The sequence below is a fragment of the Methylomonas sp. DH-1 genome, assembly GCF_046097555.1.
Lineage (GTDB): Bacteria > Pseudomonadota > Gammaproteobacteria > Methylococcales > Methylomonadaceae > Methylomonas > Methylomonas koyamae.
The window spans coordinates 1,752,617-1,775,100 of sequence record NZ_CP143089.1 but is presented as its reverse complement, the minus strand read 5'-3'; the positions used below and the strand labels follow the sequence as shown (position 1 = coordinate 1,775,100).

23 protein-coding genes and 1 pseudogene are annotated in these 22,484 nt (G+C 54.8%); 18 read left to right on the top strand and 6 right to left on the bottom strand.

Annotation, left to right across the window (positions count from 1 at the left end; all coding sequences use genetic code 11):
* Nucleotides 1–183: 183 nt before the first annotated feature.
* Nucleotides 184–546, top strand: coding sequence for a NifB/NifX family molybdenum-iron cluster-binding protein (locus tag VXJ35_RS08420; protein WP_064021243.1), 363 nt, complete (start codon nt 184–186; stop codon nt 544–546).
* On the top strand, nt 543–914 hold the full coding sequence (locus VXJ35_RS08415) for a hypothetical protein (RefSeq protein ID WP_064021242.1): 372 nt from the start codon (nt 543–545) through the stop codon (nt 912–914). Before VXJ35_RS08420 ends, VXJ35_RS08415 begins: the two co-directional genes overlap by 4 nt.
* A gap of 94 nt (nt 915–1,008) precedes the next feature.
* Here the strand turns inward: VXJ35_RS08415 and VXJ35_RS08410 are convergent, their stop codons facing one another.
* Nucleotides 1,009–2,085 carry a PA0069 family radical SAM protein gene (locus tag VXJ35_RS08410; RefSeq protein WP_064023434.1) on the bottom strand — a complete coding sequence of 359 codons (1,077 nt, stop codon included), beginning with the start codon at nt 2,083–2,085 and terminating at the stop codon, nt 1,009–1,011.
* 264 nt (nt 2,086–2,349) lie between these two features.
* Between VXJ35_RS08410 and VXJ35_RS08405 the strand changes: the two genes are divergently transcribed.
* From VXJ35_RS08405 to VXJ35_RS08360, 10 genes and pseudogenes are all read left to right on the top strand, one after another.
* Entirely contained in the window at nt 2,350–2,532 is a 183-nt protein-coding gene (locus VXJ35_RS08405) for a hypothetical protein (RefSeq protein WP_064021241.1), read from the top strand.
* A 366-nt stretch (nt 2,533–2,898) separates the two neighbouring features.
* Nucleotides 2,899–3,522 carry a hypothetical protein gene (locus VXJ35_RS08400; protein ID WP_157198122.1) on the top strand — a complete coding sequence of 208 codons (624 nt, stop codon included), beginning with the start codon at nt 2,899–2,901 and terminating at the stop codon, nt 3,520–3,522.
* Between the two features lie 60 nt (nt 3,523–3,582).
* Nucleotides 3,583–4,562, top strand: a pseudogene (locus VXJ35_RS08395) (IS5 family transposase).
* Between the two features lie 87 nt (nt 4,563–4,649).
* Complete coding sequence (locus tag VXJ35_RS08390; RefSeq protein WP_064021239.1) at nt 4,650–5,045, top strand: PEP-CTERM sorting domain-containing protein; 396 nt, start codon at nt 4,650–4,652, stop codon at nt 5,043–5,045.
* Nucleotides 5,046–5,077: 32 nt separating this feature from the next.
* Entirely contained in the window at nt 5,078–5,746 is a 669-nt protein-coding gene (locus VXJ35_RS08385) for a phage tail protein (RefSeq protein WP_064021238.1), read from the top strand.
* Between the two features lie 124 nt (nt 5,747–5,870).
* Nucleotides 5,871–6,326, top strand: coding sequence for a hypothetical protein (locus tag VXJ35_RS08380; RefSeq protein ID WP_064021237.1), 456 nt, complete (start codon nt 5,871–5,873; stop codon nt 6,324–6,326).
* A gap of 368 nt (nt 6,327–6,694) precedes the next feature.
* Nucleotides 6,695–7,879, top strand: a complete 1,185-nt coding sequence (locus tag VXJ35_RS08375; RefSeq protein WP_064023433.1) for an ATP-binding protein — start codon at nt 6,695–6,697, stop codon at nt 7,877–7,879.
* A gap of 9 nt (nt 7,880–7,888) precedes the next feature.
* A complete protein-coding gene (locus VXJ35_RS08370) occupies nt 7,889–10,426 on the top strand; it encodes a winged helix-turn-helix domain-containing protein (protein ID WP_064021236.1) in 2,538 nt (845 codons plus the stop codon).
* A gap of 424 nt (nt 10,427–10,850) precedes the next feature.
* Nucleotides 10,851–12,035 carry a hypothetical protein gene (locus VXJ35_RS08365; protein WP_064021235.1) on the top strand — a complete coding sequence of 395 codons (1,185 nt, stop codon included), beginning with the start codon at nt 10,851–10,853 and terminating at the stop codon, nt 12,033–12,035.
* An 8-nt stretch (nt 12,036–12,043) separates the two neighbouring features.
* Nucleotides 12,044–14,461 (top strand): heparinase II/III family protein, encoded by a 2,418-nt coding sequence (locus VXJ35_RS08360; RefSeq protein ID WP_197496010.1) that lies wholly within the window; start codon nt 12,044–12,046, stop codon nt 14,459–14,461.
* A gap of 55 nt (nt 14,462–14,516) precedes the next feature.
* On the opposite strand, the gene VXJ35_RS08355 is transcribed toward VXJ35_RS08360, so the two are convergent.
* From VXJ35_RS08355 to VXJ35_RS08345, 3 genes are all read right to left on the bottom strand, one after another.
* On the bottom strand, nt 14,517–15,116 hold the full coding sequence (locus tag VXJ35_RS08355) for a hypothetical protein (RefSeq protein ID WP_064021233.1): 600 nt from the start codon (nt 15,114–15,116) through the stop codon (nt 14,517–14,519).
* 60 nt (nt 15,117–15,176) lie between these two features.
* Entirely contained in the window at nt 15,177–15,512 is a 336-nt protein-coding gene (locus VXJ35_RS08350; RefSeq protein WP_064021232.1) for a DUF1508 domain-containing protein, read from the bottom strand.
* A 295-nt stretch (nt 15,513–15,807) separates the two neighbouring features.
* Complete coding sequence (locus tag VXJ35_RS08345) at nt 15,808–16,443, bottom strand: hypothetical protein (RefSeq protein ID WP_054762497.1); 636 nt, start codon at nt 16,441–16,443, stop codon at nt 15,808–15,810.
* Nucleotides 16,444–16,463: 20 nt separating this feature from the next.
* Between VXJ35_RS08345 and VXJ35_RS08340 the strand changes: the two genes are divergently transcribed.
* From VXJ35_RS08340 to VXJ35_RS08325, 4 genes are all read left to right on the top strand, one after another.
* Nucleotides 16,464–16,745, top strand: coding sequence for a hypothetical protein (locus tag VXJ35_RS08340; protein WP_064021231.1), 282 nt, complete (start codon nt 16,464–16,466; stop codon nt 16,743–16,745).
* Nucleotides 16,746–17,108: 363 nt separating this feature from the next.
* The gene (locus VXJ35_RS08335) at nt 17,109–18,392 is read left to right on the top strand and encodes a DUF2130 domain-containing protein (RefSeq protein ID WP_064021230.1); all 1,284 of its coding nucleotides are present in this window, start codon (nt 17,109–17,111) and stop codon (nt 18,390–18,392) included.
* Nucleotides 18,393–18,512: 120 nt separating this feature from the next.
* Nucleotides 18,513–18,767, top strand: a complete 255-nt coding sequence (locus VXJ35_RS08330) for an AbrB/MazE/SpoVT family DNA-binding domain-containing protein (protein WP_064021229.1) — start codon at nt 18,513–18,515, stop codon at nt 18,765–18,767.
* Nucleotides 18,761–19,150: a type II toxin-antitoxin system PemK/MazF family toxin gene (locus VXJ35_RS08325; RefSeq protein WP_064021228.1), complete on the top strand. Its 390-nt coding sequence runs from the start codon at nt 18,761–18,763 to the stop codon at nt 19,148–19,150. The genes VXJ35_RS08330 and VXJ35_RS08325 overlap by 7 nt, the downstream gene beginning before the upstream one ends.
* 186 nt (nt 19,151–19,336) lie before the next feature.
* Here the strand turns inward: VXJ35_RS08325 and VXJ35_RS08320 are convergent, their stop codons facing one another.
* Nucleotides 19,337–19,792, bottom strand: coding sequence for a hypothetical protein (locus VXJ35_RS08320; protein WP_157198121.1), 456 nt, complete (start codon nt 19,790–19,792; stop codon nt 19,337–19,339).
* A gap of 73 nt (nt 19,793–19,865) precedes the next feature.
* Nucleotides 19,866–20,648, bottom strand: coding sequence for a hypothetical protein (locus VXJ35_RS08315; protein WP_064021226.1), 783 nt, complete (start codon nt 20,646–20,648; stop codon nt 19,866–19,868).
* Between the two features lie 226 nt (nt 20,649–20,874).
* Here VXJ35_RS08315 and VXJ35_RS08310 point away from each other — a divergent pair, with 226 nt between their 5' ends.
* Nucleotides 20,875–21,408 carry an REP-associated tyrosine transposase gene (locus VXJ35_RS08310; protein WP_064021225.1) on the top strand — a complete coding sequence of 178 codons (534 nt, stop codon included), beginning with the start codon at nt 20,875–20,877 and terminating at the stop codon, nt 21,406–21,408.
* A gap of 394 nt (nt 21,409–21,802) precedes the next feature.
* The gene (locus tag VXJ35_RS08305; protein WP_064021224.1) at nt 21,803–22,351 is read left to right on the top strand and encodes a flavodoxin; all 549 of its coding nucleotides are present in this window, start codon (nt 21,803–21,805) and stop codon (nt 22,349–22,351) included.
* The last annotated feature ends 133 nt before the right edge of the window (nt 22,352–22,484 follow it).

Sequence of the window (22,484 nt, the reverse complement as noted above, 5' to 3'; positions counted from 1 at the left end):
ACTGTCGCAAACCCGACAAGCCGTTCTCGGACCATAGCTGCAGCCAACGGCCGGCCGGGGTTGTGCGCCTGGTATCGGACTTGCTAGTCAAGTCCTAACCGCCACAACTGTTACGACGATGAAACCCAGACTGCACCCTTACCGCCCGCCCCTCGCCAACCTACCTAAGCCGGAGAAAACCTTATGCCAGCGCCGGCCTTGAAGCTCGCCGTTGCGACAAAGGACGGCATCTCGATCAACGAACATTTCGGCCACGCCAAAAAGTTCGGCATCTACTGCGTTAGCGAAAACGGCTGCCAACTGCTGGAAACCCGCGACGTCGATCATTATTGCCTGGGCCAGCACGCCGACCAATCGGCGATGGCCGGCATTCTGGAAACGATCAAGGATTGCCACGCCGTATTCGTGGCCCGCATCGGCGACGGCCCCACCGCCAAGGTTAACGCCATCGGCGTCCGCGCGGTCGCCGAATACGCCTACGCCGCAGTCGAGGAATCGTTACTGGATTATGCCCGGCGCAGCGCCGCCGGCGAGGTAATCGGATGACGCCGGAACATGTCGCGGCTTGGGCCGCCACCCATGCGTTATCGCCTATTCAAGTCGATTGCGCCGTGACGGTGATGCTGAAAATCCTGGACGGCAAATGCAAAATGCCGGAACCGGAAAAAGTGGCGATGGCCTTGCTCTACGACCGGATCAAACATCTGCCCGGCCAATTGCTGGACGCCGACATTCACCAACTGATCGAATCCGCCCGCAATTGCGCTGACGACGCGCTGAAAAATCTGATCTACGAGAAACGCCTGTTGGCCGAAACCGCGATCTCGCGGCCGGTCATGAAAGGCTTTAAAGCGCTGATCCGCGCCGAAGGCTTGCTGCCGGCGAAAACCGCAACCGACCGCAGCGACGACTGAATTTCCTCCCTCCAACCGAAAAGGGCGCCGCCGGGCCTGGGATTAGGGCATACGCCGGCCGCAATCGCCTCTGCCATAGCCGGGCGCGGCCGGCTCAATCGAAAAAATCGAAGCTCATCTGCCCGCTCGGATCGGGCTTGCGGAACAAATCGCTGCGCAACGCCGGCAAGGAGCGGTCCAGACCCAGCTTCTTGCGAGCCAAGGCAAAGCGTTGGGCAATCAAATCGGCGTAGACCCCGCTGCCGCGCAAACGTTGGTGGAAGGCCGCATCGTAGGACTTGCCGCCGCGGCTGTCGCGCACCCGGTTCATGATGTGCTCGGCCTTCAGCGGATAATGCTGGTGCAACCATTCCGCGAACAACTCGGCGGTCTCCAACGGCAGGCGCAACAATATGTATTCGACGCTGAGCGCCCCGGCCGCGCGTGCGGCAGCGGCGATCCGCTCCAGTTCGTGGTCGGTCAATACCGGAATCAGCGGCGCCACCATCACGCCGACCGGCACGCCGGCCTCGCTCAAGCGCGCCACCGCGTCCAGCCGCCGCTGCGGTGCCGAGGCGCGCGGCTCCAAGGTTCTGGCCAAACTCCGGTCCAAGGTCGTGACCGACAGGCATACCGACGCCAAGCCTTGCTTCGCCATCTCGGCCAAAATGTCGATGTCGCGTTCGATTAAGGCCGACTTGGTAACGATGCTGACCGGATGCCGGGTCTCGGCCAGCACTTCCAAAATTCCGCGCATGATGCGCTGTTGGCGTTCCAACGGCTGATAGGGGTCGGTGTTGGTGCCCAACGCCAACGGCGCACAACGGTAACTGCGTTTGCCCAGCTCTGCGCGCAGCAATTCGGCGGCATCGGCTTTAACCAGGATTTTGGTTTCGAAATCCAGACCCGGCGAATAGCCCAGATAAGCGTGGGTCGGCCGGGCAAAGCAATAAATGCAGCCGTGTTCGCAGCCGCGGTAGGGGTTAATCGAACGGTCGAACGGGATATCCGGCGAATCGTTATAGGTAATCAGCGATTTACTGGCGTCGGCGACGATTTCGGTCGGCAGCGGCGGCAGATCGTCATCCAGGCTGCCCCAGCCGTCGTCCTCGGCCTGGCCGCTTTGCTTCTCGAATCGGCCGGCGGCATTGCTAATACTGGCGCGACCTTTGTAAATCAGAGGTTTGGACATCGACTGCTCCGCAAAACCGTGGCCGGCAATGAAGCTGCCGGCCGCTGCCACCATTATACCCGGCGCCGCAGCCGCCGGAAGCGCTGGCCAGACGCCACAGCGAGCGCACAATTGCACAGTCTGCCAGTGAAATGTTCGATAGTTGGGCGGCAGCGATTTGTTTAAAGTCTGAATGGGCCGCCGCAGCGGCTAGTCCGGACGCAGGCTTCCGGCCGCTACCGCTCGCGCCCCTATGCCATTCACTATCGAAACCAGGAGACCGCCATGCACCGACATCGAAATCCCGCATTCAGCACAACCGGTACCCCAATCGCCGCAGACCAGCTCCAGCTGGTTGCCGGCGGCGAAGCAGCGATCAAACCGGCACCGCAGATTCCGCCCTACGTTCCGTTATCGCAAAGCCATCCCAAAGTCGAACGCGACCTGCCACGGGTGCCTTACCGATAAATTTCCGGCCGGCCGAGAAGCTCCCCCTGTAGCCGCCGGCCGGCTCTAGCGCGGCGCTCGGACTGACGTTCGAGAGCCGCGGCTTTTTTAACCAAAATCCGCCGCCGCCAATCCTGCAATTACCGATTCCTTAGTCCGGCCGTCCGCTCCGGCATAAAGTGCGATATATCATAAATCGCGCGACATCTCGTATCCATCCTCTGTCGCCACCCCAACCGACTCGCTGAAAAAACCCATAAAAACCAATTACTTGATTGGCAAAAACGCGCTTGGCACGCGCTTTGACTGTTGCTTATGGAAACCAATTCGGGCCCCGCCCGACACCCGACCCGTAACTACTTCGCCAAATATCAAGAGGAAAACCCGATGAAAACCGTCAATTCGCTTCATTCTGCCACCACCCACTCCGCCGCCCGTCCCGGCAAGCTCCGGTCCGGCACCCGCACAAGCCTGGCCGCCGCCGTCGCGTTGCTATTGGGCAGCCAAATCGCGCCTGCCCATGCCGCCAGCTTCGATCCGAACATCGTCATCAAAGGCTCGGCCGAATTCGACAGCACCGGTTCGCCGTTCGAGCCGATCAACGCCAGCCAAAGCGGCGAAATCACGCGGATCATGGCCGGCATCACCAGTACAACGACGTTGAACGGTGCGGCCATTAGCGGCGTCGATCCGCTGACCGGCACGCTGACCAGCATCGGCGACGGTTTCGGCATTAAATTCAACGCCAACGGCAACGCCGATAACGAACCTTCTGTGGTCAACTCCTTATTCGGCGATTACTCGCTGTCGCTGCAGAATAACTCCGCCACCGACGCCTTCCTGGTCAATCTGAGATTCGAATTCAGCCAACAAGTCGACACCACCGACTCCGTCAAATCCAATACCGATAACGGCGAATTCGCCCACGCCCAAGTCGCATTGCGCAAACAGGACAGCAGCGAATTGCTGTTCGCCAGCGCGCTGTCCGACACTCAACTAGGGAGGCGCTGATTAAATCCCTCGTCAGGAGATGGGATAATATCCCCCATCTGATCGTACCGAGACAAGCCGATGAATGCCCCCACCCAAACCAGTTTTGCCGAACTTGAATATGCCAGCAAAAAACGCCAAACCCGGCGGGAAAAATTTCTGGCGGAAATGGAGCAAGTGGTGCCCTGGACATTACTGTTGGCCCAACTCGAACCGCATTATCCGCAGAGCGGTCGCCGCGGCCGGCAACCGATGGCATTGAATCGCATGCTCCGTATCTACTGCATGCAACAATGGTTCAGCTACTCGGACCGACAAATACCCACAGGGCACAAGTGGAAGATGCACTGTATGAAATCGAGAGCATTCGGCGTTTTGCCGGTTTTGGTAGCGTTACCGAAGCGCTGCCGGACGAAACCACGATTCTCAACTTCCGTCACTGGCTGGAGAAGCACAAGTTGACGGAGGTGCTGCTATCGACGGTCAACGACCACCTGAAAAACCAAGGCCTGTTGGTCTCCAAGGGTACGATGGTCGACGCCACGATTGTTCACGCGCCGAGCTCGACCAAGAATCAGGATCAAGCACGCGATCCGGCCATGCATCAAACCAAGAAAGGCAATCAGTGGTATTTCGGGATGAAAATCCACGTCGGCGCCGACGTCAATTCAGGGGCCGTACACAGTGTAACGGTGACCTCGGCCAACACGGCTGACATCGTGGAATTACCCAAGCTGCTCCGCGAAGACGATCAAGTCATCTTTGCCGATGCCGGCTACACCAGCGACGACTACAAAAAAGGCTCGCGGCATCTGGGACTGAGCTGGTGCGTCAACGACAAGCGCAAGCCCGGCAAAAACCTGTCGAGCCGCCAGCGTAAGCGCAACCGAAAATATTCGTCGGTCCGCGCCCGTGTCGAGCACATTTTTAGGATCATCAAGTGCCAGTTCGGCTTTCGCAAGACTCGCTACCGAGGCTTGGAGAAGAACACAGCCCAGGTGAACTGGCTGGTGGCTTTGGCCAATTTGTATCTGCTGCGCCGCCAGTTGATGGCGGCCTAGGCCGAAATCCGTCTACCGTGCGCCCAAACACGGTAGACGGGAATAAAAAACGCAGGAATTGGGGCTATTTGAACGATCCGTCAGCGCATGTTTGTAAAAAATTACGCTTGGGTCGCAAGGCGCGGCTTGCGGTTTGATTTGTTCAGCGCTTCCCTAGGCAACCAGCAATTCCTGTTCACGAATAATTTTGTCAATTCGGCCAGCGGCTTGGGCGGCAAGTTGAGCGACAGCGGTTTTCTGATTCTGTCCTTCCTGTTGAATCCGGGCGAATTACTGCAATTGGGAGACGGCAATCCCGAGGTGTTGTTGCGCGGCGCAGCCGATTCCGGCTTGTTCTCCGGCGAAGTCGCAACTCTGCTCACCGTCGACTCGGTGGTCAGGCAAACCACCGAAACCGTGCCGGAACCGGCAACCTTGCTGTTGACCGGTATCGGTCTGGCTTCGCTATTGGCGTCGCAACGCCGCAATCGCGCTATCGCTTAATCACTAACCCACCCTGATTTGAGGAAACCGCCATGTCTACACCATTCAAAAAACCGTTGCTCAAACTTGCTCTGGTTGCCGCCGCCGGCTTACCGATGTCCGCCTCGGCTTGCGGCAACGAACCATTTCTAGGCGAAGTCTGCACCTTTGCCTTTACCTTTTGCCCGCGCGGCTACTTGCCGGCCGACGGCTCGCTGCTACCGATTTCCAGCAACACGGCTCTGTTCTCGTTACTGGGTACAACTTATGGCGGCGACGGCCGCAGCAACTTCGCCCTGCCCGATCTCCGTGGCCGGAATCCGGTCGGTGCCGGCCAAGGACCGGGATTGGCTAATGTATTTAACGGCCAAGAAGGCGGTGCCGAACAAGTGGTGTTGAATATCGCCCAGTTACCGGCGCACAACCATGCCGCCGCAACCAACGTCCAAGTCACCGGCACCATTAACGCCGTGAATGCCGCCGGCAATACCAGCACCCCGGCCGGCAAAGTACTGGCAGCCTCGTCCGCTCGCGACAACATTTATTCCGGCAACGTCGCCGGCGCCAGTTCGCCACTGGCCCCCGAGGCTCTGACCGCATCGGCCACCGCGTCCACATCCATCGGAATCGCCGGCGGCAACCAGCCGGTACCGCTGCGGAATCCTTACGTAGGTATGATGTATTGCATCGCGACCTCCGGCATTTTTCCTTCCCGAAACTAAACCGAAAATTCCAACCACCAACCCGGTCGAACCGGTAACGCCGACAAAAGGCAACTTAGCCCCTCGCAGCGCGAGGCGGCTAAGTCGGTTTTCCGCGGCCGGATTTCAATTTACGGAGACGATCATGAACTATTTAGTAGTAAACATTTGTGAACATACCAGGCCCAACGCGGAAACCTTGACAGCGCTGCTGGCAGGCGACCCTGACCAAATCGGCTTTGAGTTTTGCGATCTTTCCCAAGAGGACACGTTCGATGCGTACAAAACGCACATCAACCAAGCCGAAGTCTATATCGTCGGCCACGGCTCACTGGGTAAAGAAGAGGTAGTCGACGAGCAAGACCGTGGCATAGTCAATATCGCCAAAATCATGGAATGGTGCAAAACATACGGCGCGGCCGCGGTGATAGACACTTGCTGCTACCCAGAGCAACGTTTGGCCAAAGTCAAGGAGTTGAAGCTGAAAACACCTTACCACTGCAAACAAGACCTTAAAAAGCCGGTCACGCCGGGCATTTGCAAAAATGACACCGTGCCCGGATTTCTGGCGGCACAGGGGATCAAACAAATGTACCCGTAAAAATCGCCGGTTCGAGGCGTATAAAATGCAGGAGCTTGGGAGGTAACTGCCCTATAGCATGAGCACAATTTGGCGTAGAGGTTGGCACCGGTAGTTTTAATCATCTGAACTGGGACCACCTCAGAGTGATCTTTGTCGTCGAAGCCAAGCTTGCAATGAATAATCGCCTTGTTTTCCAATCAGTCCGCCGGAGGTAGCAATAAACTTGCTCGCTCATCGTGTTCCGACTTATACGACGCTCGATTCGTAAGAAATGGAGCCTTACACCTACGATTCAGGTCGCCTCGCAGCTTAATTTTCAAAAATTACGTTAAAATTAACGCACGTTATTTTTGACGTACTAAATGCAATTCAGCAGCGAGGCTACCATGAAAGCCAATCCCGGCGGCCAGATCGATTTAAACGAAATCATAGGCCGCGATCGCGTCATAGAACAGCTTTGGGAAACCCTGGAGCAGCAATCGATACGCATCAACGCCGAACGCCGCATCGGCAAAACCACCGTCATTAAAAAGCTTTGCGCATCGCCTAAAGCCGGCTGGGTGCCGATTTTCCAGGATTTGGAGCAATACCATAGCGCTATGGATTTCGCCCAAGCCGTTTACCGGGAAGTCGATACTTACCTATCGGCGCGGAAGCAGAGCGCGCGACGGGCCAAGGATTTTCTGCAGGCCATCGGCGGCACGGAAATCAAAGGCGTGCTCAAGTTGCCCGCTTTTAACGACCAAACCCCGTGGAAAACGCTGCTGACCAAATCGATCGAAGATTTGGTCGATTCCCAACAGCAGCAAAACGAGCGGCCGTTGTTGCTTTGGGATGAAGTGCCGCTGATGCTGCAAAGCATTGCCGCTCGCGAAGGCCAAGCCGCCGCGATGGAAGTTTTGGATATTTTGAGAGCGCTACGCCAGGAGTTAGGCGGTCGGGGCTTACGCATGGTCTTGACCGGATCTATCGGTTTTCACCATGTCATCGACAGTCTGAAACAGCAAGGCTACGCCAATTCGCCTTTGAACGACTTATACGCTTTCGAACTGCCGGTTTTGGACGCGAATTTCGCCCAAGAATTGGCGACAAAACTGATCGCGGGCGAAAACATCGCCACGTCGGATGCCGCCATGTCCGCCCAAACCGTCGCCGAACTGGCCGACGGCTTTCCATTTTATATTCACCACATCGTCAAAGCCGTGAAATTATCCGGGCTGGAGGCGACCGCCGAGGTAATCGACAAGCAAGTCAGCAAACAATTGTTGGACGGCAACGATCCTTGGGAACTGGCCCATTACCGCGACCGAATCGCGACCTATTACGGAGCCGTTTCCGAAGCCGCCGTTTTGGCGCTGTTGGATAGCATCGCGGTACGCGACGAGACAACGGCTGTCACCACCATACTCCATGAGCTGAAAAGCCAAGGCTTGGCTGTGGACAGGGAAGGATTGCTGAAACTGCTGAAAGCGGTCGAGCAAGACCATTACCTTGCTAAAGACGAACAAGGCCACTACCGGTTTCGTTTCCCGTTGCTGAAACGCTGGTGGCGTTTGTCTCGCGGACTTTAGGAGGCGAAGATGAACGAGTCAGCCTTTTTATCGGTATTCACGCCGAGCCGGACCGCGCCGGAAGATTTGGAAGCCATCTTCGTTCAGCGCCATGCGTTGCTGGCCGACGCGGTGGAACGGGTGCGGGAAAGCGCCGGTAGCGGCCATAAACATCATCTGTTGTTCGTCGGCCCGCGTGGCACCGGTAAAAGCCATTTTTTGACGTTACTGGTTCACCGCGTCGGCCTGGACGACAGCTTGCAAGAGTCGCTGCGGATTGCTTGGTTGAACGAGGACGAAACCAGCACCACGCTGCTCGAACTGTTGCGCCGCATCTATTTGGCGCTGAGCAAGCGTTACCCAAACGATTACCGCGCCGACGATCTGGAACCCATTTACGACTTGGATGCCAATGCTGCCGAACGGCTGCTGGCAAACTTGTTGTTGGAAAAACTGGCCGGTAAAACCTTGCTGGTTGCATTGGAAAACCAGGACGCCTTGTTCGAAGGCCTGGGCAAAGCCGGCCAACAACGCTTGCGGGCCTTCATTCAGGAACATCCGATAATGACTATCGTCGCCACCGCCCAACGTTTAGTCGACGATGTGTCCAAGCGTAACAGCACCTTCTTCGGCTTTTTTCAGACCGAAATGCTGGCGATGTTGTCGGTGGAAGAAGCCGCCGAATTACTCGGCAAAATTGCCGCGCTCAACCGCCAGGACAAAGCCGCCGCCTTTTTACGCAGCCCCACCGGCCGGTCGCGGGTGCGGGCTCTGCATCATTTGTCCGGTGGCAACCACCGGGTTTATCTGGTGTTGTCGCAATTCATTACCGGCGACAACATCGATGCTCTGGTCGAACCTTTCGCCAAAATGGTCGACGAAATGACGCCCTATTATCAGGAACGCATCCGCTGGCTGCCGCCGCAACAACGCAAGATCGTCGAATTTTTATGCGGCCGGGAACGGCCGACGCCGGTCAAGGACATGGCCCGCCACCTGTTCGCCAGCCAACAAACCATCTCCAGCCAGCTCAAGGATTTGCGCGCCAAAGGCTACGTGCAAGCGGCCCAGCGCGGCCGCGAGTCGCTGTACGAAATCGCCGAACCCTTGATGCGGATATGCGTGGAAATCAAGAAAAACCAATCACCCGGCCCGCTACGGCTATTGGTGGATTTTTTGCGGGTTTGGTATGACGGCGTACAACTAGACGAACGTATATCGGCCTGCGGCGAAGGCAGTTTAGCGCGCGGTTATTTGCAGGCGGCAATCGATAGGAATTCCGCTTTAGGGAATTTGCGGACGCAGTTGTTGGTAGAGGATTTTCGCAACGAATTAAACGACGAACAGCATGAAGAATGGATGCCGGCAATCGAAATTGCTGTGAGTGTTTCAGAGGAATTAGCGTTAGCTTGCGGGGAATTGGCCAAGGGAAATCACGAACTCGGAATGAACATCCTGGAAGAGATATGCCGGGAAACCGATATATATCCACAATCGATCATTGAAATTGCGTACGCCTTTGCCGCCCGTGGGTATTTTGAATTCGGCAAAATCGAAGCGGGCATTCGAATGGTGGATGGGCTGTTGGCATCATCAAAAGCGCCATCTGAATTACTATTAGAAACTCTCAATCTTAGAGCTTCTGTTTACGAACGTTTGGGCATGACCGAAAACGCGCTAAAAGACTATAGCCGGATCATCGAGTCGGACAATGTTGCACCGGAACAAACCGCAAAAGCGCTTTTGCAACGTGGAAGGATAAGGGGCGAACTGGGCGAAATCGAAGAAGCCTTGAGAGATTTCGTTAGCGTTACCGAATTGTATGGTGTTTCGTCGGAATCGATTGCAAGAGCGCATTACAACCGGGGGATCGCATTAAGACGGTTAGGAGACTTAGCCGGCGCGATTGCAGCCTTCACGATGGTAATCGAGTTATCTGAAAAAGCGCCAGAGACCCTGGCCAATGCTTTATATAACCGGAGTTTTCTATATTTTCTAGCCGACAGGCTGGAAGATGCCGAACGCGGTTACAGTTCAATTTTGTATATTGAGAACCTGCCAGATGACTTGTCTACCAACTCTCATTTCGCGCTAGCGTTGGTAAACTTCATGCAAGGGCGCTGGACGGAAGGAATGACGAGGCTTGCGGGCGGTCTGAGCAAACTAACTGCGGACAGCCAACCGGAAGAAGCGCTGTTTACAGCTATGGTCGGTTTTGTTTATACCGGCAGTTTATCGACAATTATCCGCAAACAATGCATCGCCGAATTAGTGTACGTTTTCGAACAGCACTATGCTTCGAATTTCTTGGGAGAAGCCTTAGTGCGTCTTTTGGGTACTATCCACCGCGATCCCGACGAAACGCCCAGTCCCGACAATCTGGAGCAATGGTATTCGGCTTGGGAAGCCGCCGGAGCTGGCTACGAAACCTTGAAATTACCGTTACGCCTATTACGCACCGGCATCGATTTCCTGAAAACCGGAGCACAGGACCGCAGCGTTTTGCTGGACCTGAACCAGGAAGAACGGCAAATTTTGGCTCAGACTTTCGCGATTGAGGAAGTTTGACCGAGCCGGTTATACCCAGAGAAACTCGCGGCTTTTTAGTACCTTTAATTTCTTTCTTCTCCGGAAATTGGCGCGGAGCGTTACCTCAACGGTGTACCGCTGCGAATGGCCGCTTTCGCCGTCGGCAGCGTTTTTTACCATATTCGGGAACGGCTTAGTCGCATCCTCGATACCGCAGGTTAACGGCGGTCATCCCGACAGGCGAAAATCGGCGGTTGCATGGATGCCCCCTGGCTGCAGATAAGCGGATTCAACCGTCGACGGCTGCCGGGAACGATTGATAAGATTCCGCCGACGGACGCGAAGGCAGACTCGTCGGCAACCGTCCCGGAACGGCAACGGCCTGACGGATCGGCGCCGGCAACCCCAACGGTCCACCGGACGACGAATAAAGCTTATAAGCGCAGAATGCAGGCAACTCTCTATGTGGCGTAAGGCAGTTAAATATTATTTTTCTTTTTTCAGTGCCTTATGCCACTTGGGCATCGCGCTGGCCTTGGGCGTTTACCTGACTAACAAAATAACCCACCATTGGCGTTGGCAGGCTTTGGTACACGCAATGAAAGGCAGGGTTGACGATAGTGCGGTTTACCCGATCAGCAGTCGCGAGCAACTCGCGGCTTTGCCGTCGCGAGTATGGACCAAAATCGATCAACAGCAGCCCGATGCCGAAGGCAGTTTCCCGCGCCAGCCAACCGCTACTTGCGCGTTCGATAGAAAGCGCAATCGTCTGCTGGTATTCGGAGCCGAGGTTAACGAAAACCCGCCCGACAATACGATCCATTACTTCGATTTGACCAAGTTGCGCTGGGAAAACGAGTACGAACCGGACCCGTTATCCAGCTATTTTTTGGATAAATCCGAATTTTTGGTGGCCGGATTTAATTTGAACCATCCGCCGGCGATGCAGGTATTCGGTGCCGGCGCATTCGACGAGAAAAACGATCAATTGGTCATCGCCAGTAGCGTAAAAAGGGAATTCTATGAAACGCGGCTGCCCAACATTCGGATCCACGAAAGCATAAGCCCCACCTGGGTCTTCGATTTTGCGTTAAATCGCTGGTATGCCGCAGCCAACGCAACCGATTTTCGCACTTATAGCGTCGCATACGATGAAGACCGTAATGTGGTAGTCGGATTTCAGCCTTACCATATCGGCGAATGGAACGGGCAAACCCGATCCTGGCAGAAAGTGGGCAGTACCACCTACCCGGCGTGGAATACCAATGCCGTTTACGATTCGGTTAATCGCGTATTCCTGTTATTTGGCGGCAGTAATTTGAGTAACGAGGTCCATGTTTACCAGGCGGGCGGCCAAAAATCGGTCAAAATGCCGACGCCCGGCATTAAGCCGCCCGGCCGGGCTGCGGTTCCGTTAGTGTTCCATAAAGGTATCGGCAAAATGGTGGCGATTATCGACCGGGATAATTATGCCGAAACCTGGACCTACGACTACCGACAAGACGAATGGCAACATTTAAGCGACAGCAAATTTCCGTATAACGTCGGTATGAATTATTGTTTAGAGTACGACTCCAGAAACAATATCATGCTCTTCGTATCCAGCCCGCCGATGGAACAAACCGCCGTTTGGGCCTTAAAGTTATGAATAAATTCATGCGTAACGGGCTTTTTTACCTGACGTTTACCGGCCTGTTGGTCCATCTGTTTGTAGCATACGGATTTTGGGGCTTGCAACGCGCCGAGCATCTGTCCGCCAGGCAGGTTTTGGTCAAGGCGGCAGAACAACTCGATATTAATAATCCGATACTATCCAAAATATTAGAACCGGAAACGAAATACCTGAATTTTCCTTTCGACGGCGAGGTAAGAAAAAGCCATCCCCGCATTTTGTTGCCGGAATCGAGTACTTGGAATAAGCGGGATGTGCACTCCGTTATCGCAGACCGGATCGCCGCCTTTCAACGCGAAAATATTAATTATCCGAACGGTTGCGGCGATAATGCATTGATGCCTGCCGTGGTTTGTTGGCTGTCGACCAACAATACCGAGGCGATCGCAATCATCAAATACCAGTTGCTGAACTTCGAATTAAATAAACCTACCGCCGACACCACCTATAGCAACGGTTGGGAATTGGCGCTGGCTTACGACTTGGCCCATCCGCTGCTGACCGACGCCGAGAAAAACCAGGTCGAACGGAAAATATTGGCCGCCTTGCAAGGGACGTTGGCGAATCTGGATGAGGATTTCGCCTCGTTATGGCACGGCAGATCGACTCACGCCGCAATTGCCTGGCTCTGCGCCATCGTGTTGTCGGAACACTATGTCGACGATTTGGATTCTTACCGGCGCCGGGCGCAGGCTCATTTCCTGAATGCCGCAGAAGGATTGGCCCACACCGAGGCCTGGCCGGATGGCTATAACTACTGGATCCAAACCCGCGCGTTTTATTTTGCCCTGGCGGCATCGGCATACCTGAACGGGTTGGATCACGCCAACAACCAGGAACGGATCAAGGACATCGTCAAAAGAGTCGGCTATTGGCATATATACGCGACTCGGCCGGATAATCGCATCGAAGGTTACGGCGACGAGGGCTCCCGGATCGATTTAAAGGATGAGACCAAGCGGGTAATAGACCTGATGGTACAAATGACGCACGATCCGGTACTAAACGGTTATTCCAAATATCTGGGTAAATTGCACCGGGACAGTTATTATTCGGGCTATGACTGGGGGATATTGTTATTCAACGATCCATCGATTCCGGCAGTTGGCGACGGCAGCTTGCCGTCGTTAGCTAAATATTTAAAAGAAGCCGAAATTTTCGGCCGAGACACGGTAAATCAAATTTATATTAGAAACGGCTGGGAGCCGAACGATACCTTTATTTCGTTCAAGGCCGGCAATTCCTACGGACACCACGCCCATTACGACGCCGGACATTTCACCATATTCAAATCTTCGCCGCTGATTACCAACAGCAGTACCTATAACGGATTTTTTCGCCCGCACCGGCTTAATTACGCAATTCGGACGATTGCCAAGAATAGTCTGGTCATCGAAAAACCGAGTGAGAAAGTCCGGCCGAATCGATTTTTCGCCAAGAATGTAGCCGACGGCGGCCAGCGCTTGACGCAGCCAACCGGCAGTTCCATTGTCAGCATCGAACAATGGTTCGAAAACTACCAGAAAGGTCTGCATTTGGAAGGCGCCCAATTATTGAAATTTGCGCGCCGCAATAACGAATACGTTTTCGTTTCGGCCGACTTAACCGCCGCCTATAACAATTCCGTCTACGACGAAAACGGCGATGGCGGCAAGGTCCGCCAAGTTATTCGCAAATTGGTTTATCTGCCGACGGAAGACAAACTGGTTGTTTACGATGCAATAAGTAAAACCAAGCCGGAATACGTCGGCAAGTGGATCATTCATTCGGTCAACAAACCGGAGATGGCCGATATTGAAGTCTTAAAAGGTTCGACGGACAACGGCATATTGGCCAGCAGCTCGAAAGATATCCAAATAAAAAATAATAACGGATTTTTGAAAGTCAATATTTTATTGCCAAGCGATGCGACGACCCGCTTAATCGGCGGCAGAGATTATCAATACTATGTCGAAACCGACGGCGACGATACCGTATTCGACGGCGAGAATTTTATTAACGGAGCTTCCGCCGATTCTTGGCACGACTTGAGCCGATGGCGAGTCGAATTGATGTCGAATAACGGCAGTAACGATACCGAGTTTTTAGTCTCTCTGGCGCCATCGGTCGATAAGCCGGTGGCCGAAGACGTGCGGAAAATCAATTCTAAAAACGGCAACGCTTATGGGGTACTGACAAACGATACGTTAATCGTATTTATCCGCGAACCGGCAGGCATGGACGACATCGTGTTCGATTATGTCGGCAAATCCAAAATTATCGTCGTCGGCCTCCCCGAATATAGAAATGTCGCTATTCGCATCGACAATAAGACCCTGTTCCAAGGAGCAGCCAAGGACGGAGTGGTGTTCTACGACAACCCGAGTTCGGCATCCGGCCAGGTCGAAATCGGCATGAATTAGTTTGTAATTCGCCGGGCCAAACCGGTTGTCGCTATGCCAGGCATACAGCCCCGCTTCAAGCCGCTACCGCCGCGACTCTCCGGCAACTTTCCAGCAACGCATAATAAGGGCGCAAGGCCGCCATCAAAGCCTGATACAGGGTAAAGGCATCGGTCGGGTCTTTGGGTTTCAGCTCGGCGATTTCGGTCAGAAACCGGTATAGCATTTTGACGAAGTTCTCTATCGTCATCGCCAGCCAAGCATCGTTGGTGATCCATTTGTCGATAAATTCGTCCAACCGGGCGAAAGTGGTTTTCAGCAGCGGATAGGCAGTTTGGGTTTCCTTGAATTCCCGCAGCAGCATATATTCGACGTAAGCCTGCTCCGACGATAAGCGCGGCCGGTTGGTGATACCGAGATAGGTGGTTTTGTACTCGGTATAGGCGGCATCGAACCGATTGCAAAATTCGGTTTCGTTACCGATTGCCAGCCAAGGTGCCAACACGGCCGTCGTCACGGCGTAGCACTCGGCTATCGCATTGCCCATTTTGTCGAATTGTGCGACGAACGCCGGTTTGGCCAATTCGGCTTTGATCAGCGTTTCGATTGCGGCCAACTCGCTTGCCGTGACGCAAACGGTGGCCAATTCCTTGGTCAATTTCAGTTCGATTGCCATAGTGGCGTTACCCGATTCCGCTATCCGAAAAAAGTCGACGCGTTGCCATGTTGCCGCGCATTACGCGGTCAGATCCACGACTTCGGCGACGCAGGCGTTGTCCTTAACCGCATGCAACGCGTTATCGAACACCATGGCCGAACTGTATAAGACGCTTTTGACGATGATGTCGCCCTTGGTATCCTTGATGACGAAGAAGGTATCGCCCTCGGCCACCTTGCCGGCGGCGATCTGGTGGCTCATCAACGAGCCGGTCCTGACTTCCTTGATGGCCTGCAGCGCTTCGTCCTTGTTACCGTAATCGGCGCTCATCAAAATCAGCTCGCCTTTACCGTTCAAAAAATGAAAGAAGTACTGGTTTTCGTCGTTGGTTTTCAGTTCGAAAGTGGCTGGCATGGTCTGCTCCGGAAGTTAACTCGGGAAATAAAAAGGTCGCCAGCCGAGTTTCCGCCCATGACTTGCTCGCCTCCGTGCCCAAAAGCCTAATGCGCGCAAACCCAAACAATTACCGGCTGGCTCTCCCAACCGAAAAGCAAGCCTTATGCCAATAAAAATTGCTTTAATATCAGTGCGATGCACAACATTGGCCATAAATTGTCGGCTTTACCACACCACATTGACGCATTCCTGATTCGAAGCGTACTCGACCTCAAATTACCCTGGCCTACCCGGTCGCCGTGCCATCTGGCCGCTAACCGAAAAAATACTCCCGCAACGCCACCATGTCGTGCGCAGAGATAATCCGCTGCTGCCGGCTGATATGTTCTTCCTGCAACCCCGGAATGTAAAACTGCCAAGCTTCCAATGCGCCGAGTTCGTTGGGTAGTACCGCATCTTTAATACCCATGCTACGCGCGCTCGGTGCCGGCCTGCCACGGTTCATTTCGACCCCAAGGTCTCGCTTACGCGGGTCGCTCCATTTCTTCTGCGGCGAATATTTGCCCCAAAAGCCGGCTGCCTGCACTTTCAAAGTAATTTCGATGTAGTTATCCAGCGCATTCCAGTCGATCGGCACCGCCGACATATACCGCACCATCGCACTCATGTCGATTTTATTGAGCTTGGCTTGCTCGAAGCGGCCCAGCGCTCCTTCGCGATCTTCTTTGAACGGCATCACCGACGACCACCACGGCGTAATGCCGTATTTGGGATCGGCGGGAGCTTCGCCCTTGGTTAACTTGAACAACCTGAATCCGGCCGGCAATTCCTCTACCCGTACCGAATTCTCAACAAACGCATCGTAATGGCTCTGCGGTATCGTCCAACCGTACCACTCCGACTTGCCGACTGTGAAATCGTAGATTGATAAATCGTCATTTACGCCCATGGTAATCGGACAGCAAAACCATGGTGCAAGTGAACAGCGAATATTTCCTGACCGTTACCAAACGCATCGGCGACAAAACCCATAAACTGGGCGAATGGCATTTCTCGTCGCGCGAGCCGGACACGCAAACCGCCGATGTCAGTTACAAACCCACCCAAGTTACCTGCCAATCCTCCAACAAACTGGAAAACGACTTTCTGACCGAAGTCGGCGCCCGTCTGCCGGCCGGCAACGTCGGCACCAGCCAGCCGGCGCCGGACAGCGTCATTGCGCCGGTTACGAAGAAAAAGTCGCGCAAATAAGCGTCTCGGCTGGAGAAACGGCGACCGCCTCTTGCTCCAGCCTCGTCGCCCGGCTCCACGCTTTCGACAAAATAAACATCCTGCAAACAACGATGTTTACCGACACCGACAAGCGCGTCGGTAGGCTGCGCTGCCGGATTCGTGAACGAAACCCGTTCGGCAAATGCCGGAAGACCTGTAAAACCAATCATTTTTGCTTGCTGCGGTTTGCCGGACAGCGGCCGTAACGGTGGCTGCCTGCGCCTCGGCCCGGCGGAGGACAGTATGCGAAACAGCGCAGCGCTACGCATCGCAAGCTTCGGCCTTAGACGAAGCGCCGATTCGGCTTTATCATGCCCCCTCCTCCCAACCGCAGAATCGCCCATGACCGAAGCCACCATCACCTGCCCCAATTGCAGCACAGCCGTGCCGCTGACCGAATCGCTGGCCGCGCCGCTACTGGCCGCCACCCGCAAGCAATTCGAACAACAACTCAAACAAAAAGACGCCGACATCGCCCAGCGCGAACAAGGCTTGAAACAGCAACAGCAACAATTGCAGGACGCCCAGCGCCAGCTGGAAAACCAGGTCAAACAGCAGGTCGACAAACAACTGCAAGCCGAACGCCAACGGATGATCGAAGAAGAAAGCCGCAAGGCCAAGCAAGCGGCGGCGGCCGAATTGGAACACAAAAACCGCGAACTGGCTGACTTGACTGAAGTGTTAAAAGTCCGCGACGCCAAACTGGCCGAGGCCCAGCAAGCCCAGGCCGAGCTGATCAAAAAGCAGCGCGAACTCGACGATGCCAAGCGCGAACTGGAATTGACCGTGGAAAAACGGGTGCAAGACAACCTAACTCAGGTGCGCGACCAAGCCAAGCGCGAAGCCGAGGAAGGCCTGAAACTGCGGGTGCTGGAAAAAGACCAGACCATCGCCGCGATGCAGCAAAAAATCGAAGAACTCAAACAAAAAGCAGAGCAAGGTTCGCAGCAATTGCAAGGCGAAGTGCAGGAACTGGAACTGGAAAATCTGCTGCGCACCAAATTTCCGTTCGACAGCATCGAGCCGGTCGCCAAGGGCGAATTCGGCGGCGACGTGTTGCAAAGGGTTAGCGGCCCGAACGGCGCGCCGGCCGGCGCCATTTTGTGGGAATCCAAGCGCACCAAAAACTGGAGCGACGGCTGGCTGGTCAAGCTGCGCGAAGACCAGCGCGCCGCCAAGGCCGAACTGGCCGTCATCGTCAGCCAGGCTTTGCCCAAGGACGTGGAAACCTTCGACGTCATCGACGGCGTTTGGGTCACCGGCCCGCGCGCCGCGTTGCCGGTCGCAACCATCCTTCGCCATACCCTGCTGGAAATCGGCCTGGCCCGCCTGGCCGCCGAAGGCCAGCACGGCAAGACCGAGATGGTCTACCAATACCTGACCGGCCCCCGCTTTCGACAACGAGTCGAAGCCATCGTCGAAGCCTTCTCGACGATGCAGGAAGACCTGGACAAGGAACGCAAAGCCATCCTGAAGCAATGGGCCAAACGCGAAGCGCAAATCGAACGGGTCATGAACGCCACGGTCGGTATGTACGGCGACTTGCAAGGCATCGCCGGCAAGTCGTTGCAGGAGATCGAGGGCTTGGAAATGCGGGCGTTGGGGGTGGATGACGATTCGGATTAAGCCATAGCCCCGCCGGTCGATCCGGCTTCCGGTTCCCAAGCTCCGGCTTCGAGTTTCAACAAAGTGGCGCAAACCAATCACAGTGTTTATACTCACGTTTAAACATCCCGAGAACACAATATGACCGAAGCCATACTCGACATCAAACAATGGGGTAACAACCTCGGCGTGCGCCTGCCCGCAGCGATTGCCAAAGCCGCCCATTTGCATAACCATCAACGGGTGCGAATTTCCGTTGAAGACGACAAGGTGATTATCACGCCGATAGCCGATGAAACCTTGACGTTGGAGCAGCGCTTGGCTCGCTTCGATCCCGGGCGGCACGGCGGCGAAGCGATGGCGGTCGCGGAAGAAATCGGTGCCGAACGTTGGTAAGCCGTAAGCAAACAACGGCCTGGGTGCCGGAACGGCAAGACATCATCTGGATAGATTGCAATCCGCAAGTCGGCCAAGAAATGCGCGACATCCATCCGTTTTTGGTGCTTTCCCCACGCATCTTCAACGAAAAAACCTCGCTGGTGATCGGCCTGCCAATGACAACTGCCGCCTACAACGCCGACAATCCGTTTGCGGTAGCGGTCGGCAAAGCCGGCGGCCGCAAAGCAGAACAAACCAGCTACGTGCTTTGCCACCAACCCAAATCGTTCGACTGGCGCTTGCGCAAAGCCAAGCCGCATCCGCTCAAATCCTTGTCGGGCGATCTGTTCGCTCAGGTTTGCGAGCGGTTGAATCAGATTATTCAGATTGGTTCGGGATGATCTAGCGATGAGCCTGGTCGATCCGGGCTAGGACTCTGGTTCCCAAGCTCCGGCTTGGGAACCCCGGCCTTGGAAGCTCCAGCTTCCAGTCTGGCTGTGGGTAGGAAGCTAGAGCTTCCGAGGTAGAGTGTTTCCAAGCTGGAGCTTGGAAACAAGAGAAACTGGAGTTTGGGAACTAGAAAAAGCTCAGGGGCGCGCCGCTTTTTGCGCGTCCCCTGGAGCGCTTGGTTGGGCAGCGGGCACGGTGACTGGACACTGCGCGGATTGAGAAGTGATTGACTCAGCGCCAAAGGCGGAAGCCAGAATATTTTCAAGACGAGCCATTTGTTTTTCGAACTTTGTACTTTCAAAGGGTGCTCCTGTTGCATAGAAACAGACCGCAACACCTTCTTCGGTGAGCATTGCCCAAACATGCGTTGGCTGCTTGGAGCACTCAAACGGGAACTGATTTGACTCTGGACATGATAGCCCCAATTCAGCAGCGAATTTACGAATGGCGTCTATCAGCACGGCGTTTGAAGAAGAATCGACGGTGAAAGAGGTATTTTCTCGTGGGGTTACATCAATGCGTCGCCAAAACCAAGCATCGCATCCGGCAATAGACAACACAAGCAAGACTATGCTGGCGTAGGCTAGTTTCATGCCGCCCAACGTAAAGATGCCCACCGATAGGACGTCCGTGTCGATCGACCTGTTAGAGCTTAGCCCCACGATATCACGCCTCTTCCTGCTCCCACTTCTTCCCATGCTTCTCCCGAGTCGTACGCTCAATTGAGCTGGAAAGCGTCTTCATTGCGGAGAGTGCTCTCTCAAAGTAGTCCCGCCGAACCTTCAGCTTATCCCCGATCTTTCCTCGGCTGTGGTCACCTGCCTTTTTAACGTAGAGATCGTTCACCACCAGAGAGTTGTGGACTATTAGGTCACGAGTCGCTTTGATCTCGAAGAACTGTCCGAAGTCGTCAAGAGGTATACCAAGCTCGGACACCGCATTAAAATAGGTGCAGTACTCCTTCGGCTCTGCGTGGAAGATTGCCTGGAGTCGAAGATCAATGACCTCATCACGGAGGGCGTCCAGGTCGTCTGCGTCCACCAGCAGCTGAATGGGCACCTGCTTCCCGGAGTCACCGCCCTTCGGCCCTATCGTGAGCTTCTTCGGGAAGTGGCGGAGAAACTCTCCAATTACATCGGAGAGATAGAACTCAAAGCGGGAGACGGACGAAACCAACAGGTTTTCGAAGAGCTCCTGATTGGCAAAGCGATTGAACAAGCCGCTAAGCTCTGTCGGATTTCGCTTAGCCGTACCAGCTTGCCCTTTTTTCCCCGGCACGCGGAAGATGATGTCTTCGCTCTCGTCGACTACCTGCCCCTTGAACTCGGAGGCTGCATCCTCGAGCAGTGGAACTGTCTTGTACGCGAAGATGTGAATGTCGTTCAGCTCGCCGTAAAGGCGCAGATGCCGTCGATAGATTTCTTCGGTGATAGTTCGACTTGTTGCCATTGCCGCCCCTGAGCTCTAACTACTGATTATCAGGCCAATATGCCTATATAACCTGATATTTCCTGTGATTTCAGGTACTTTTGCCTGCGTATTCGGAAAAGTGGGCATCTTTGCCTCGATAACTTGATATTGGCGGCCAATTCAGGCAAGTTTGCCTGCGTAAAAAATGCCGCTGACTCTATCAGGTAGAATTTTTGTGTCAACTGAAAACGCCCAACCCTAAGCCATGACCCGCAGCCGCTACCGAGTCCTGCAAAATCCCAGCCCGCACTTTATGACCGCGACGATCAACCATTGGCTGCCGCTGTTTACCCGTCCGGCGACGGTGAATATCGTGCTGGATTCCTGGCGGTTTTTGCAGCGCGACAGCGGGTTTCAGCTACACGGCTATGTGATCCTGGAAAACCATCTGCACCTGATCGCCGCGTCGGCGGATTTGAGCCGGGACATGCAGCGCTTTAAGGCTTATACCGCCAAGAAAATCATCGCTTATCTACAACAAAGCGGCTCGGCGCGGGTGTTGGAATTATTGGCGTTGTTGAAGCGGCCGCATAAGACCGAGAGCGAGTTTCAGGTGTGGGAGGAAGGCAATCATCCGCAACTGATCGAAACCGAGGCGGTGATGCGGCAGAAGCTGGATTACATCCACCGGAATCCGGTAGAGCGCGGTTACGTCGATCTGCCGGAGCATTGGCGCTACTCAAGCGCGCGGAATTATGCGGGGTTGGAGGGGCTGATCGAGGTGGTTCGGGAATGGTGATTGAGTCGGGAAGCCGGAGCTTCCGAAGGAGTGGGTTCCCAAGCTGGAGCTTGGGAACCAGAAAACCAGAAAACCAGAAAATACTGAGTGAGTTTATTCGCAAGCTGACTTCAATCTGGCCCGACGCCAATGGTTCCGCCAAGCCATTTGTCGCAAACTCGTCCCTCTGTTAGCTGAATTGTTGCCAAAACCACCAAGCGCGCTCCGTATGGCCTCAGCAACTCGGTGGCTTCTTTGGCCGGCACCTTAGCGACATACCAAAAAAAATCTTATAAATCAACGGTTAGCGGCATATCGAGCGCTTTCACCTAGGCGGACCGTAGCGCAGCCCTCCCAACGCAAGAGTGGAGTAAATTTTGCTTTGCTGATTGGGACGACAATCCGAGGCTAAACGATGAACAAAATCGGCATTTTCTACGGAACCGAACAAGGTATGACCGAGATGATGGCTCAAGTCATGTACCGAGTGTTGGGCGACGATATCGCCAGCGAACCGGTCAACGTCAATCGGGCCTCGGTCGCCCAACTTTTAAGTTACCAGGCCTTGATCCTGGGCATGCCCAGCTACGGGGTCGGCGAAATTCCCGGCCGGACCACCGGCAGCGAGGAAGGCAACTGGGAGGAATTCTTGTTCCGGCTGGACGAAGCCGATCTGTCCGGCAAACGCATTGCCTTGTTTGGCTTGGGCAATCAGCAAAAATATTACGATCGCTTCGCCGGTTCCTTAATTCATTTGTACCACTACGTGGCCGGCTACGGCGCCGAGGTGGTGGGCGCCTGGAGCACGGACGGCTACCACTTTACCTATTCCAACTCGGTGGTGGACGGCAAATTTGTCGGCTTGGTTCTGGACCACCACAATCAACCCGAGCTGACCAAATCGCGGATTCTGGATTGGCTGGATCAAATAAAACCGGCATTGCTGGAGAAGCTGGACTGTTAAAGCCTACAAACCTGTTCGCCATTACGTCCTGTAGGTATTGAGCGGGGAGCACAGCATAAGGCTTTGACAGGCTCCGCCCAAGCGGAACACTCATATCGCTGCCCCGCGCCGTTCCGAAACGAAAGAAGGATCG

Excerpts from the sequence above, each read along its gene's own strand:
- VXJ35_RS08420 (WP_064021243.1), top strand. The coding sequence starts at position 184 with ATGCCAGCGCCGGCCTTGAAGCTCGCCGTTGCGACAAAGGACGGCATC.
- VXJ35_RS08415 (WP_064021242.1), top strand. The coding sequence starts at position 543 with ATGACGCCGGAACATGTCGCGGCTTGGGCCGCCACCCATGCGTTATCG.
- VXJ35_RS08410 (WP_064023434.1), bottom strand. The coding sequence starts at position 2,085 with ATGTCCAAACCTCTGATTTACAAAGGTCGCGCCAGTATTAGCAATGCC.
- VXJ35_RS08405 (WP_064021241.1), top strand. The coding sequence starts at position 2,350 with ATGCACCGACATCGAAATCCCGCATTCAGCACAACCGGTACCCCAATC.
- VXJ35_RS08400 (WP_157198122.1), top strand. The coding sequence starts at position 2,899 with ATGAAAACCGTCAATTCGCTTCATTCTGCCACCACCCACTCCGCCGCC.
- VXJ35_RS08390 (WP_064021239.1), top strand. The coding sequence starts at position 4,650 with ATGTTTGTAAAAAATTACGCTTGGGTCGCAAGGCGCGGCTTGCGGTTT.
- VXJ35_RS08385 (WP_064021238.1), top strand. The coding sequence starts at position 5,078 with ATGTCTACACCATTCAAAAAACCGTTGCTCAAACTTGCTCTGGTTGCC.
- VXJ35_RS08380 (WP_064021237.1), top strand. The coding sequence starts at position 5,871 with ATGAACTATTTAGTAGTAAACATTTGTGAACATACCAGGCCCAACGCG.
- VXJ35_RS08375 (WP_064023433.1), top strand. The coding sequence starts at position 6,695 with ATGAAAGCCAATCCCGGCGGCCAGATCGATTTAAACGAAATCATAGGC.
- VXJ35_RS08370 (WP_064021236.1), top strand. The coding sequence starts at position 7,889 with ATGAACGAGTCAGCCTTTTTATCGGTATTCACGCCGAGCCGGACCGCG.
- VXJ35_RS08365 (WP_064021235.1), top strand. The coding sequence starts at position 10,851 with ATGTGGCGTAAGGCAGTTAAATATTATTTTTCTTTTTTCAGTGCCTTA.
- VXJ35_RS08360 (WP_197496010.1), top strand. The coding sequence starts at position 12,044 with ATGCGTAACGGGCTTTTTTACCTGACGTTTACCGGCCTGTTGGTCCAT.
- VXJ35_RS08355 (WP_064021233.1), bottom strand. The coding sequence starts at position 15,116 with ATGGCAATCGAACTGAAATTGACCAAGGAATTGGCCACCGTTTGCGTC.
- VXJ35_RS08350 (WP_064021232.1), bottom strand. The coding sequence starts at position 15,512 with ATGCCAGCCACTTTCGAACTGAAAACCAACGACGAAAACCAGTACTTC.
- VXJ35_RS08345 (WP_054762497.1), bottom strand. The coding sequence starts at position 16,443 with ATGGGCGTAAATGACGATTTATCAATCTACGATTTCACAGTCGGCAAG.
- VXJ35_RS08340 (WP_064021231.1), top strand. The coding sequence starts at position 16,464 with ATGGTGCAAGTGAACAGCGAATATTTCCTGACCGTTACCAAACGCATC.
- VXJ35_RS08335 (WP_064021230.1), top strand. The coding sequence starts at position 17,109 with ATGACCGAAGCCACCATCACCTGCCCCAATTGCAGCACAGCCGTGCCG.
- VXJ35_RS08330 (WP_064021229.1), top strand. The coding sequence starts at position 18,513 with ATGACCGAAGCCATACTCGACATCAAACAATGGGGTAACAACCTCGGC.
- VXJ35_RS08320 (WP_157198121.1), bottom strand. The coding sequence starts at position 19,792 with ATGAAACTAGCCTACGCCAGCATAGTCTTGCTTGTGTTGTCTATTGCC.
- VXJ35_RS08315 (WP_064021226.1), bottom strand. The coding sequence starts at position 20,648 with ATGGCAACAAGTCGAACTATCACCGAAGAAATCTATCGACGGCATCTG.
- VXJ35_RS08310 (WP_064021225.1), top strand. The coding sequence starts at position 20,875 with ATGACCCGCAGCCGCTACCGAGTCCTGCAAAATCCCAGCCCGCACTTT.
- VXJ35_RS08305 (WP_064021224.1), top strand. The coding sequence starts at position 21,803 with ATGAACAAAATCGGCATTTTCTACGGAACCGAACAAGGTATGACCGAG.